A 13,149-nucleotide genomic window follows, 5' to 3' on the forward strand; every position below is an offset into this window, starting at 1 on the left:
AAAATTATGAGCACCCTAGCAAACCAAGCTACGAATACCAGTAGCAATTCTAATAAAACAAATAAGAATAGTAGTAGCGACTATAAAAAAATCCTTAGTACCATGAAAGGTCACCTGCTTTTCGGTACATCACACATGCTGCCTTTCATCGTAGCTGGTGGTGTTCTGTTGGCTTTAGCGGTAATGGCATCAGGTAAAGGTGCAGTTCCAGCAGACGGCTTGCTGGCAGACATCTCTAATATCGGTATCAAAGGCCTTGTTCTTTTCCCAATCATTCTTGGCGGCTTTATTGGTTACTCAATTGCAGATAAACCAGCACTAGCACCTGCGATGATCTCTTCTGGCATCATGGCAGACATGGGCGGCGGCTTCCTTGGTTGTATCGTGGCTGGCTTTATTGCAGGTGGTGTGGTGCTTCAACTCAAGAAGATCCCACTTTCTACCAACATGACAGCGTTAGGTGCGTACTTCATCTACCCGCTTCTAGGCACATTAATCTCTGCAGGTATCGTACTGTGGGGCATCGGTGAACCAATCAAGCTGTTCATGTCTTCAATGAACGAGTTCCTAGCGTCAATGGCTGGCGCATCTAAGATGGTTCTAGGCACAATCCTTGGTGGTATGACGGCGTTTGATATGGGCGGCCCTATCAACAAAGTAGCAACCCTATTTGCTCAAACTCAAGTAGACACACAACCATGGTTAATGGGCGGCGTAGGCATTGCGATTTGTACACCACCTCTAGGCATGGCACTGGCAACGTTCCTATTCAAAAACAAGTTCTCTAAACAAGAACAAGAAGCAGGTAAAGCGGCTGCAATCATGGGTTCTATCGGTATCTCTGAAGGCGCTATCCCGTTCGCAGCGAACGACCCAATGCGCGTACTTCCTTCAATCGTTGCCGGTGGTATCGTTGGCTGTGTGTTCGGCTTCATGACAGACGTTCTACTGCACGCACCATGGGGCGGCCTAATCACTGCGCCAGTATCAAGCAACATTCCTATGTACGTAGTGGGTATTGCACTTGGCTCATTAACTACAGCCGTTATCGTTGGCTTCTGGAAACCTGTCGCGGTAGAAACGGACGAAGACATGACTGAAGCGCCAGTACAAGCTCAGACAGCGCCTGTAGCAGGCGAAGGCGAGTACGACATCGTAGCAGTAACATGTTGCCCTTCTGGTGTTGCACACACCTTCATGGCAGCCAAAGCACTAGAAAAAGCAGGCTTAGCAGCAGGCCTTAAGATTAAGGTAGAAACACAAGGTCAAAACGGTATTCAGAACCGCATCAGCGACCTAGATGTTGCGAACGCAAGACTGGTTATCTTAGCTCACGATATTCAAGTGAAAGACGCTCACCGCTTTGCTAACGCGAACGTGATTGAGTGTTCAACTAAGGAAGCAATGAAGAAAGCTGCGACTATGGTGGCGATCTAAAGCTAAAAGCTATCTAAATAAAGAATCAATAAATTAGTGAATGCTCACTATTGATAAAGTAACTACCCCCTAGTAACTAAAATCCCCATTCGTTTTGTCAGCGAATGGGGATTTGTTTATCTAAAGGATTTGGTCACAAATTTTAACTCTGTAGCGTCAGTTTGATCAGCCCTGAGGAACAAGCGTCTCTTCGGTTTCCAAATCAAACAAGTGACACTGTAGCGTATTAAAATGGAGTACTGTCTCTTCACCACTGTTTGCCGTGCGATCTGCATCGAAAGGCACTCGTGCCACCAGCTTATCTGCACCGAGTTTAAAGTAAAGATACAGCTCGTTACCCATCGACTCGACCACATCAAGCCTGTGCGTTTGAGTATTCACCTCAGACAATGGAGCATCGTGATTAGCCAATTGAATATGCTCAGGGCGAACACCAAACCACAACCACTCACCTACCTTCTCACGTACGATAGCTTGCTTGTCTTGCGGCAACGTCCAACGTGCGCCACTTTCTGATACCACATTCATTGCGCCGTCAATCTCGTCCACTCTGACCTTGATAAGGTTCATGGCTGGCGAACCAATAAAGCCTGCAACAAACTTATTGGCTGGGTACTGATAAAGATTCATCGGCGTATCGACTTGCATGATCTCACCTTGATTCAGCACGCAGATGCGGTCACCAAGAGTCATGGCTTCCACCTGATCGTGTGTCACGTAGATCATGGTGGCGTTCTGTCCTTCTTGCTTTAGGTTATTATGCAGCTGTGCAATGCTGACTCGCGTTGAAACACGCAGCTTGGCATCTAAGTTAGACAAAGGCTCATCAAACAGAAATACATCCGGCTTACGAACCATCGCACGGCCCAGCGCCACACGCTGCCTTTGACCGCCCGACATTTCACCCGGCTTGTTATTCAACAAGTGTTCGATATCCAGAGTCTTGGCTGCGTCTTCAATACGTTCATTGATTTCATGCTTTGGCAGCTTCTGTTGCTTAAGGCCAAAAGCCATATTTTCATACACCGACATGTGCGGATAAAGCGCGTAGTTCTGAAACACCATTGAGATGCCTCGATCTTTGGGTGGCAGCTCGTTTACACGCTTATCGCCAATGTAGACATCGCCTTCTGAGATATCTTCAAGGCCTGCGATCATTCGAAGTGTGGTGGATTTTGCGCAGCCAGACGGCCCTACAAATACCATGAACTCACCTTCGCGAATATTCAGATCGACACCGTGCACGGCCTTAAAACCATTTGGGTAGGTTTTCTCTACCCCTCTCAGTGTGACTTCAGCCATAACCTGTCCTTAAATCAATTCGTTAAATACTATCTTTGCAATCTGTCGTGGACGTTTTAGCCACGTTCTTGCAGTTGATTGAGCTCAAAATGGGCTACTGATGCGATGACCAGATCTGCCACAGGCTCTAACTCGCTATGTTGCGCCGTACCCGTCAGAACACCGACATTGCTTGCGCCTGCATTGCGGCCAAATTCCATATCTGAAACCGTGTCACCAAACATGATCACTTCGTGTGGCTCAATACCGCATTGCTCACAGAATGCGTTAAGCAGTGCTGGCGCTGGTTTAGGTTCAATATCACCATCGGAGTAACCAACATAATCGAACATCTCGCTCAAACCCGATTGCTCTAATGTGTAGATGGTTGAATCTTTAGTGTCTGCCGTCGCGATGCCTAAAATCATGCCTTGTTGCTTGAACAGACCGAGCTTTTCGGTCACACCCGGTAGGGCTTCAATCCAGCTTGGATTCTCTTCCACTTCGTCATTGAAAGCGGCTTTGGTCACCTTAGTAAACTCAGTGAGCGAAACATTAGGTTGCAGCATGTCGAACCACGCTATCGCGGTATCTTCCACTGGGTTTGAGGCTAATAATCCATAGTTATCAACCACATCACCTTCAACGCCGATGGCCAAGAGTAACTCAGCAGGTGTGACAGTTTGATTACCTTGATGCTGGTCACTGTAAGATTTCACACGCTCACAAGCACCACGAGAAACGTTAAGCCACATCTTATGGAACTCTAACAATGTGCCGTCTTTATCAAATAACATCGCCTTAAACTTCATCACGGCTCATTCGCTCCATTAGTTCTCCCCAAGTACGCACTGGGGGTTGGTTAAATTCTGGTTGTTTGCCGTCGAATACGGCATTGATGCAGCCTTCAAACTCACGTTCGTCAGATACAGATTGAGTACTATTCATTAATGCTGAAGCAAGCTCTCCGCGACGGATATCCACTCGGCACCAACGGTAGCCCTCATCAATATGGATACTTTGCAGCTCATCACTCAAAGCGATTCGCTCAATAATTTCACCATCAACCACGCACTCAGCGTAGTAAGGGTTTTCTGAGTCAGAGACTGCAATTCGGTAGGTTAGTGCTTGGCCTTTAGAGTCGTTGCCCGGTAGCAAATCACCTAAGTTAATATCAAACTTCAAGCCGCAACGGCGCTCTAGGTAAACTTGTCCATTACGCAGACCAGACAAGATGCCTTCGCCAGTCAAACCATGGCTGTATACGAAGGTTGATGGGTCACCATAGATAGAGGGTTCATCCGATTTTGGATTACGTTCATGGGGCTCAAGGTGTGAATCACTGCCACCAATCGCGGTAATGCGCTGGCCGCAATTCCACATTTCATTGAGAACCAATAACGCTTCTTCGGTCGCTTTTGGCGAGGTTGACCAAGTCGGGTCACAACACACTTCAAACGTAGACACTTGGCTTAGATCCACTTGATCATAATGCCAATGCCACGGCTTCATCATCGGGTGATTAATGCCAAGGGAGCTGTGTCCACTTTTAGCTAAGCTCAATCCGGCTTCCATGGTCGCTTGGCTGCTGTGTTTAACGTCTCTCAGGTCTAAAGACTTAACCGGGCCATGCACATTAAAGTGCCCAAGGTCGGTTGTGACTTCTAAAGCGGGTAAGAACAAGCACTGCTTTGATACTGGCAGTTTAGGCTGGCAGATGTTGTGCTCTGTGAAGAAGAAGAAATCGAGCCCTTGTGATTCCACAATGTCTCTAGCCGCGGCTAAGGTATTGTGACCATCAGAAAGCTGTGTATGGGCGTGCAAATCACCACGATACCAACGAGATTCAGAACTCAGCATGTGGCTGTAATCGAACTCGATATCGTGATCCGTTGTTACTGTTGAGTTCAGCTCAAGCTCGGTCTCAATTCCGTCAGTATTTTGCTCATCAGAGCACAGCACATCGACTTGATACTGCATCGCGCGCTCAGTGCGAAACTCACCTTCGAGGTTATAAAGTTCTAAAAACCACTCGCCCGATGGAATCGCTCCATCAATCGCGCCTAGCCCTGAGTTTTTCGGCTGGATAGTGAGTGACTTGTGCGCCTTTTCAAACAACACCTTGCCACGAAATGCTTGGTTGGCATCGTAGGCTGCTGCGTATAAGAATCCTTTTTTCACCGTCGTGCCGGTAATCGCTACGCTGTGAGAGCCTGTTGGCACATCAAAGGGGATACGTACTCTGCCAAACGGCAGCTCACCTTGAAATTGGGTCATTGTCTTCACCAAATTCGTCCTAATTGAAGGACTGGGTCAAAAAGAGGCCCACCCGAATAGATGGGCCTTTATGCATGCAAAGATAGTTTTAACCACTTTACCGATTAAGAACGATTCGCTCGGTCTAGTGCACGTTGCGCTTTCTTAGCCGCTTGTTTTAGCGCTTTGTCAGCAGGCACGTTTTGAATCTGAATCTGATCCGCTGCCACTTTTAGAGCATCCATGATCTTACCGTTGGTAGGATCTAAGAAGTCTTTGGTTGCCGTGTTCGCTTGCTTCAACGGAATCAGAGCTTGCGGATTATCTTTAGTGAACGCTTGGTATTCTGGTACTTCAGAAACGCTATTACGCACTGGGATGTAACCCGTAAACATTGACCATGCCGCCGTGTTTTTCGCGTTGGTGTAGAACTCAACAAACTCGAACGCGCCTTTTGCTGCTGCTTCGTCTGTGCCTTTTGGCATCACGTAAACCAGCGCACCCGCTTGTGGCGCAGAAGGGTTTGAACCCCAGCCTGGCTGTGTGGTTGCTGAAAGCTTAGTGAAGTCCAAGTCACCTTGGTCGCCCGATGAACCGGTGTAACCAAGCGCGTTATCTTTCATTACGTCATCAATGGTTTTGTACCAGTATTCCCAACCTTGACCGCCGTAGTGAATACGCATAATTTGATCATCGTGGATCCACTTACGGAAGCTGTCCCACACCTCAACCCACTCAGGTGAATCGATAAGTACGGTTTTGCCATCATCACTGATGATCTGCGCGCCATTAGAGAAAGCCGCGTCAATCATGTTATCTTGACCCCACATCGGCTCCCAGCCATAAAACGTTACCTTGCCTTTCTCGTCACGCTGTGTGACTTTCTCTGCGACCTTAGCCACGCCTTGCCATGTGTTTAGGTCTTGCTCGGTAAAGCCGTTCTCCGCTAACACCTGCTTGTTGTAGTAAAACACTTGGGTTGTACCGTAAGCAGGCAGACCAATGATGGTGCCATCGTCTGCTGTCACTTGATCTTTGAACGCGCCAATGAAATCAGAGAAGTTGAACTCTTCATCCATGAACGGCATTAGGTCACGGCTCAAACCACGTCCGTGCATCGCTTCCGCACGACCTGAATCTAACAGCACAAGTTCAGGTGCCGTTTTCGACGCTAAACCGGCTTGCAGCTTCTGGTAGGTTTCCGTGTAGTTACCTTGCAATGCAGGCTTCACCACATACTCATCTTGGCTCGCGTTGAACTCTTCGATGAGTTTAGTCATCATTTGCTGTGGCTTAGTACCACCGGAATACCAAAAGTTAACTTCGGTTGCGGCCAGAACACTGCTAGAGAACATAGACGCGCTTGCTGCGCCGGCACACACTAGTGCGAGAGTTTTTAATTTCATTTCCGTTTACTCTTTTACGCCGTTATCGGCGATACCTGAAAGAATCGTCTTTTGACAAATGACGAATAGAATTAACAAAGGCAATACTGCAATGGTGCTCGCCGCCATGATTTGCGACCAGTTCAACCCATAGTTACCTTCGGCAATAAAGTAGTGACGAATACCAGTAGCGATCAGATTTAAATCCTGAGTCGTAATCACCAGACTTGGCCACATGTAGCTGTTGTAATTGGTAATAAAAGTGATGAGGAACAGTGTTGCGACTGCTGCTCGGCATTGCGGTAAGATGATTGCCCATAAGATCTTGAGCTCACCTGCACCATCAATTCGTGCCGCTTCAATCAGCGACGGATGCACCTTGATAAACACTTGGCGTAGATAGAACACACCGAACACCGACGCCGCGTTCGACGCCACCAAGCCCATGTGTGAATCCAACAAACCCAGTTTTGCCAAGGTGATGTAAGACGGAATGTAAGTCACTGCGCCCGGCAGCATGTAACAACCCATCACGATGAAATAGAGCACTGTCTTCGAGCGAAACTTCAGCTGAGTCAGCGCGTATGCAAACATCGCTGAATTCACAATCACCAATAAGGTCGTGAACAAAGCCACGCTAAAGCTGTTGAAGATGTACAAACCAAACGGCGCGCTGTGAAAGGTTTCTACGAAGGTTTCCCAGCGAAACTGCTCTGGAATCAAGTCCAGCGGGTTAGCAAAGATCTCATCATTGGTTTTCAGCGAGCCTGACAGCATCCATAAGAACGGGAACACCATAATGGTTCCGCAGGTTGCCAAGAACAGGTGCTTAGCCAATGCGATAAACGAACGGCGATCCACTGAGGCTTTCTTTGACACAATCTCTGATTTGGTCGCTTTCGTTTGGGCTCTAACTTTGGCTTTAGCTACACTCTGATTTAAGACTTGGTTGGCATCCAATACTTGCGTGGTCATAATTCTGTCCTTTCAAAAATCGACTAGTAGTACACCCAGCGCTTGCCGATGTAGGTATTAATAAGTGCCAGCAATCCAGTAATCAGGAATATCACTAACGATGTCGCAGCTGCAGGCCCCATTTCGTAACGCTCAAATGCTTGTTGGTAGAACAGGTACAGCAAGGTACGTGTCTCACCACCCGGCCCGCCTTGCGTTAGAATCTGGAACTGATCGAACGCCTGCATTGCTGTGATAATGTTAACCACCACCAAGAAGAATGTGGTTGGAGAAATCAGTGGCAGCGTTATCTTCAAAAAGCGCGTTAAGCTACTGCAACCATCAATCAAAGAGGCCTCATACAGTGACTCTGGAATCTTGTTGAGTGCACTGATGTAGAACAGCATCGTCCAACCAATCGCCTGCCACACCGTCACAATAATCACGGCAATCAAGGCTGTGTTACCGTTCTCTAGCCATGGAATCGCGCTAAACCCTGCCGACTCTAGTAAGTGGTTTGCCAAGCCCGATTTAGTTTCAAAAACCCAAGACCACACAATCGACACAGCGACGGTTGGTGTAATCCAAGGTGAGAAGATCACCGCACGATAAAACTGGCTGCCCTTAAAGTTTTTGTGTAGCAACAGCGCAAACACAAGACCAAGAATGATGGTGGGAATCACCACACCAACCGAGAACCAAAACGTGTTGAGTACCGCTTGAATGAACTCATAGTCTTCAACCATGTACTGGTAATTTTCTAAACCGATGAACGAGTAATCTGGTGAGATGTAATCCCAATCGGTGAAGCTGATATAAATCGAATAACCAAATGGTACGAGCCAAAAAGTAAACAGTGGCACCAACAACGGTGCGGTAAATAACAGTACCTTTAAGCGGTTTTTCATTGGTTGTGAGAAAGCACTCATGGTGACCTCGTCCTTATTTGTATGCGGTTAAACTAAGTGTTTTTTATGACAGGTTAGTAAGAGCGCCCTTCATTTTTTTTATGGCTACCCATAAGAAAATCTTTACTCCAGTTCACCGTCTTCCATCTGGTGATAGAGCCAATCGCAGAAGAAATTCACCTTGGCACTGCGACTGTGTTTGGTAATCAGGTAGTGGGCCGATTCGGCAGGCATTGACGAATCACTTGCTAATACAAGGTCGTTTTTCTTTAGCAATTCAGACACAGCGAGGGAGCGCACTAACAACATTCCAATGCCATGCTTGACCGCTTCTAAGGCATGCAGAGAGTTACTCACTTCGAGCAACACTTTGGGCAATGTCATCTCGAATTGGTTATGACTGAGCCATTGCAACCAGTTCTCTCGGTAGCCTTTCACCTGAACCGTTGGCAAAGCAGCGAAGTCGGGCTTGCTGAGTAGTTCTTGATGGTCGGTTTTGAATTGAGGGCTGCACACCAGTTGCCAGTGTTCTTGAAACAGTCTCTCGCAATGGGTGTCTTCGCTTTCGACCTTGCCGTTGGTCAGTTCGATATCAACATTCTGACAAGGTGTGGTTGATGGCCAGTCCACCAGCTGAATATAGAGCCTGATAAAAGGGTATTTTTGATAGAAAGATGGCAGACGAGGTAACAGCCAGTTATGGCAAAAGGTGTGATTAACGCGCAGGCTCAACACGTCGGTTTCTTTTTCTCCGAACAAGATCTGAGTCTGCAATTTCAGGTGAGCGAGCGAGCCCGCCACAATCGGTTGATAATGTTGAGCCGAAGAGGTCAGCTTCACGCCTTTAGAACTGCGTTCAAACAGGGTGGTATCGAGGAAGGTTTCTAAACTTTTGAGCTGCTGACTAACCGCAGCTTGAGTGACGCAAAGCTCTCGCGCAGCGGCGCCAATGGAACCGAGACGAGCAACAGCTTCGAACGCAACAAGGGCGCGCAGAGGGGGTAACATGGCTTCACCTGATTGAAATAAAAGTGAAAAATACTTCAATCAGGTTTCAGTTTTTTGCGGTTCCAGTTACAGATTAATGACGAAGGGACATTGATCAAATATTTATGATCAACGTCCCTTTTCTTCTATTTCTTATTTCTATTTTTATACGTAATACCTTAGCTCCGTCATATCAGAGCTCGCATCAGGCTTATCTATTCTTTGATATAAAGATCCTTAGAATAGATGCGCCCTTCTACGTTGTTCTTCGCAAAGCCACCAACACTTGGTCTCACTAGTCGAGCCTGCATGTAGTAATAGATTGGCGCGATAGGCATATCTTCAGCCAGTAACTGCTCCGCTTGGTCATAGAAGCCTTGGCGATCTTGCTCATTAGTTGCGGCTAACGCACTGTCCATGGCTGAGTCGTACTTGTCATTGTTGTAACGCGCAAAGTTACCCGAAGACTCAGAGCGTAGCAGGCTCAAGAAAGTCGATGCTTCATTGTAGTCACCACACCAAGACGCTCGCATCACATCAAAATCACCTTGGCGACGTGATACTAGGTAAGATTTCCACTCTTGATTTTCTAACTCAACTTGAGCGCCTAGATTACCTTTCAGCATCGACGCAATAGCCACTGCAATCGACTTGTTCGACTCACTGGTGTTGTAGAGCAATTTGAAATCCAATGGATTAGCCGAATCGTAACCCGCTTCTTTCAACAACTCTTTCGCCTTTTGGTCGCGTTCCTTTTGAGTCCATTCACTGTATTCAGGCTGAGTCGCATCAAAGCCTGCCGTGTACTCATGGGCAAAAGTATAAGCAGGTAGGTTACCCACCTGAGTAACACCATTGGTAATCACATCACGCATCATTGAATAAGACACCGCTTTACGCACTCGCGCGTCATCAAATGGCGGACGCGTGGTATTAAACGCGTAGTAATAAGTACACAGTAAAGGCACAGCGGTAAACGCATCTTGATATTTAGTTTTAAGTTGCTGCGCCATGTGTGTCGGCACATCAGATGTGATATCGACCTCGCCCACCGCATAACGGTTGATCGACGCATTCTGGTTCTCGAACGGAATGTAAGTCACTTCGGTTAGATTGGTATCTGAACTGTTCCAATAGTTAGAGTTCTTCTTCAGTTCAATGCGCTCGTTAACCACCCACTCATCCAGCACAAACGCACCATTACCGACAAATTGCTTAGGATCGCTCCACGGCTTGTCGTTACTTTCTAGCGTTGCCTTGTGAACTGGCATCATTGAGGTGTGGCCTGTCATCGCCACAAAATAAGGCACTTTGCTATCGAGTTCGAACTTTACGGTGTGCTTGTCGACAGCGGAAATGCCTAACTCTTCAACAGGCTTCTTGCCTTCTGCCACGTCAGCAATGTTGTTGATTTGGGTGAGCTTGAGGTACCAAACATTCGGCGAAGCGAGTTTCGGGTCGACCGCACGTCTTATCGCGTACACGAAATCATCGGCCGTCACCGGATCGCCATTCGACCATTTAGCATCTTTACGCAGGTGGAATACAAACCTCTGGTTGTCTTCAGTTTCCCAAGATTCCGCAACACCTGGAGTGATGTTGCCATCGCGATCTTGAATCACTAAACCTTCAAATAGGTCGCGTAGAATGTGCATTTCAGGCAAGCCTTCTGCCTTAGCCGGATCGAGTGTCGCCGCTTCTGCATCATTAGCGCGCACCAAGTGTTGCTCTTTCGCCAGAGAAGTTCCGGCAGGCAATGTGTCAGCAACGGCAGTCACTGATATAAAAGGGGTCAATAAAGATGAAATGATTAAAGCCGTTGAATGTTTCTTAAAATCCATGTTTTTTTGCTCTCCTAGCCTATCTTTGAAGCAAGTAATAAAATTAACAATGCGACTGTTGACGAGTTTTAACGCTTTAGTTTATTTAAGTAAGTTGGTGTAATCGTTAATACTTGATAGTACTTGATCAATCAGGAGATAAAGGTGAGTTTAATTCCAAGAACGGAAAGAGCTGCATTTTCAATAAAGCCGCTACAATATGGAAAGTCAGTATTGGGCGCACCCTTGCTCTACTTCCCCGCGCAAGTAGAAAGCGAATCTCGCGGGCTGATTTTAGCGGGCACACACGGCGATGAAACCGCTTCTATCGCGGGTTTGTCTTGCGCACTAAGAAGCCTACCTGCCACCAACTTACGACACGATGTGATTCTGTCGATGAACCCAGATGGCAACCAACTAGGCACCCGTGCCAACGCTAATCAAGTCGATCTAAACCGCGCTTTCCCAACTCAAAACTGGACAGAAAACGGCACCGTCTATCGCTGGAGTTCTCACACCCCAGTCAGAGATGTAAAAGTAAAAACGGGACAAGCCGATCAGCTTGAACCGGAAGTGCAATCGCTCATCAACCTCATCGAACAACGCCAACCTAAATTCGTCATCTCGTTCCACGAACCACTCGCCATGGTCGACGACCCCACTCAATCGGAACTCGCCACTTGGCTAGGCAAGCAGTTCAACCTGCCGCTCGTCGAAGACGTCGATTACGAAACCCCAGGCTCATTCGGAACATGGTGCCAAGAAAAAAACCTGCCGTGCATTACCGTAGAACTGCCGCCCGTTTCTTCAGATTTGACTATCGAACAGTATTTGGATGCGTTTGTGGCAGTGTTGCGGGGGCGAGAGGGAGGTTAGTGTGACTCGTTGTTGGGCATCTATTTGTCAGCGACTTTGCTAAATTAGCAATTCATGAATAATTAGGTATGGAAAAGTTATTCATGAAGAACTAGTGCGATGAGTAAAATCGCACTACGAAAGGGCTTGATTTTAAAATAGATGATTAATCTATATTTGAATTCTTGATATTTATTGTTATTTGTCCGTCATTATTAACATCATCGTCAATAATAAAGAATTGCAGCTCACCATCAATGGCACTTACTGTTGTGGCATCTTCTTGGTTTATTACGGAAAGGCGCTTGTTTCTCTCATTATCCAAATAAGCTACACCAACAGATTTAAATTGTGTCTCATCTTTACTTGTATCATGATTAGAACGATTTTCGTGAATTTTGATAGAATAAGATACATTTTTCTCCACAACATGTTTATAAAGCTCGCCAGCGCCTAGTGCACCCAAAGTGTTAGAGGGGATATCAAGTACGATATTATCTCCAGTTGTGTTTGTTTCACCTGTAATTTCAACCCATATTTCATCGTAACGAACAGAACTGCTCCAAGTGTATAAAGTGAAGCTCCACTTGCCCGATCTTTGTAGACGTTTAAAAAATTCGGGGTGGCTATCCCAACCTTCGCTTCTATGGCAAGAAGTGTTAACCCCATTACTAAACCAACCTCCAAAGTCGAGACCATAGCTTTGACCTGGGGCGGTATACACTTTAGTTCTATGACCATATGACGGTGAATTCCCAGAATTATATCTTCTCTCGCCTTTTGTCTTTACACACATTTTAGAAATCGTAGTAAAAGTCTCGCCAAGATCGAGAGTCCATTTTGTACCCTTTCCATCGTCTGGTGCAGCATAGATTGGAAATGTTGTATCTATTTGAGGTCGGAATATTATTGTTTCTGCTGACTGAGCAGGGAATGTAAGAGCAATACAAGCTGAAGATAGAGTCGTTAGGAAAAGGTAATTTAATTTATTCACTTTTAAGCCTTTATTATTAATTTTTTTCATATCTGATTCCTACTATTCAAAAAAATAATAGAAATGGTATTCCAAAATCTAAATTTTAGAGCTGCTAGTTTATATAAATATAGTTGCATTGCAAGCGAGTGCTCTTTATGGCAGGGCAAGATCCTACTTGGATGGAAATTTAAGCAGAAGTCACGACCAGATCGATATCCCACAAAAAATGAGATATCAAAATAATTTTGTAGACCACTTTAGCAACATTGAAGGCAACTAATCTTATATAT

General features: G+C 46.3%; 11 protein-coding genes. 2 read left to right on the top strand and 9 right to left on the bottom strand.

The features are described 5' to 3' along the window. Positions 1-6 precede the first annotated feature (6 nt). A complete protein-coding gene (locus IHV80_RS24395) occupies positions 7-1,437 on the top strand; it encodes a fructose-specific PTS transporter subunit EIIC (protein ID WP_192891347.1) in 1,431 nt (476 codons plus the stop codon). Positions 1,438-1,602: 165 nt separating this feature from the next. On the opposite strand, the gene IHV80_RS24400 is transcribed toward IHV80_RS24395, so the two are convergent. The 8 genes from IHV80_RS24400 to IHV80_RS24435 form a co-directional block, all read right to left on the bottom strand. Further along, positions 1,603-2,739: an ABC transporter ATP-binding protein gene (locus IHV80_RS24400; protein ID WP_192891348.1), complete on the bottom strand. Its 1,137-nt coding sequence runs from the start codon at positions 2,737-2,739 to the stop codon at positions 1,603-1,605. Between the two features lie 56 nt (positions 2,740-2,795). Then, positions 2,796-3,530, bottom strand: coding sequence for an HAD family hydrolase (locus IHV80_RS24405; protein ID WP_192892218.1), 735 nt, complete (start codon positions 3,528-3,530; stop codon positions 2,796-2,798). Next, a complete protein-coding gene (locus IHV80_RS24410; protein ID WP_192891349.1) occupies positions 3,520-4,995 on the bottom strand; it encodes a CehA/McbA family metallohydrolase in 1,476 nt (491 codons plus the stop codon). The genes IHV80_RS24405 and IHV80_RS24410 overlap by 11 nt, the downstream gene beginning before the upstream one ends. A gap of 104 nt (positions 4,996-5,099) precedes the next feature. Further along, positions 5,100-6,380 (bottom strand): extracellular solute-binding protein, encoded by a 1,281-nt coding sequence (locus IHV80_RS24415; protein ID WP_192891350.1) that lies wholly within the window; start codon positions 6,378-6,380, stop codon positions 5,100-5,102. 6 nt (positions 6,381-6,386) lie between these two features. Next, on the bottom strand, positions 6,387-7,334 hold the full coding sequence (locus tag IHV80_RS24420; protein WP_192891351.1) for a carbohydrate ABC transporter permease: 948 nt from the start codon (positions 7,332-7,334) through the stop codon (positions 6,387-6,389). Between the two features lie 23 nt (positions 7,335-7,357). Beyond that, the gene (locus tag IHV80_RS24425) at positions 7,358-8,242 is read right to left on the bottom strand and encodes a carbohydrate ABC transporter permease (protein WP_192891352.1); all 885 of its coding nucleotides are present in this window, start codon (positions 8,240-8,242) and stop codon (positions 7,358-7,360) included. Between the two features lie 102 nt (positions 8,243-8,344). Then, positions 8,345-9,229 (bottom strand): LysR substrate-binding domain-containing protein, encoded by an 885-nt coding sequence (locus IHV80_RS24430; protein WP_192891353.1) that lies wholly within the window; start codon positions 9,227-9,229, stop codon positions 8,345-8,347. A gap of 194 nt (positions 9,230-9,423) precedes the next feature. Then, positions 9,424-11,049 (bottom strand): ABC transporter substrate-binding protein, encoded by a 1,626-nt coding sequence (locus IHV80_RS24435; RefSeq protein WP_192891354.1) that lies wholly within the window; start codon positions 11,047-11,049, stop codon positions 9,424-9,426. Between the two features lie 144 nt (positions 11,050-11,193). On the opposite strand from IHV80_RS24435, the gene mpaA reads away from it, so the two are divergent. Continuing rightward, complete coding sequence (mpaA, locus tag IHV80_RS24440) at positions 11,194-11,904, top strand: murein tripeptide amidase MpaA (protein ID WP_192891355.1); 711 nt, start codon at positions 11,194-11,196, stop codon at positions 11,902-11,904. A gap of 145 nt (positions 11,905-12,049) precedes the next feature. Here the strand turns inward: mpaA and IHV80_RS24445 are convergent, their stop codons facing one another. Next, positions 12,050-12,907, bottom strand: a complete 858-nt coding sequence (locus IHV80_RS24445; RefSeq protein WP_192891356.1) for a hypothetical protein — start codon at positions 12,905-12,907, stop codon at positions 12,050-12,052. Between the last annotated feature and the right edge of the window lie 242 nt (positions 12,908-13,149).

The organism is Vibrio bathopelagicus (assembly GCF_014879975.1).
Taxonomy (GTDB): domain Bacteria; phylum Pseudomonadota; class Gammaproteobacteria; order Enterobacterales; family Vibrionaceae; genus Vibrio; species Vibrio bathopelagicus.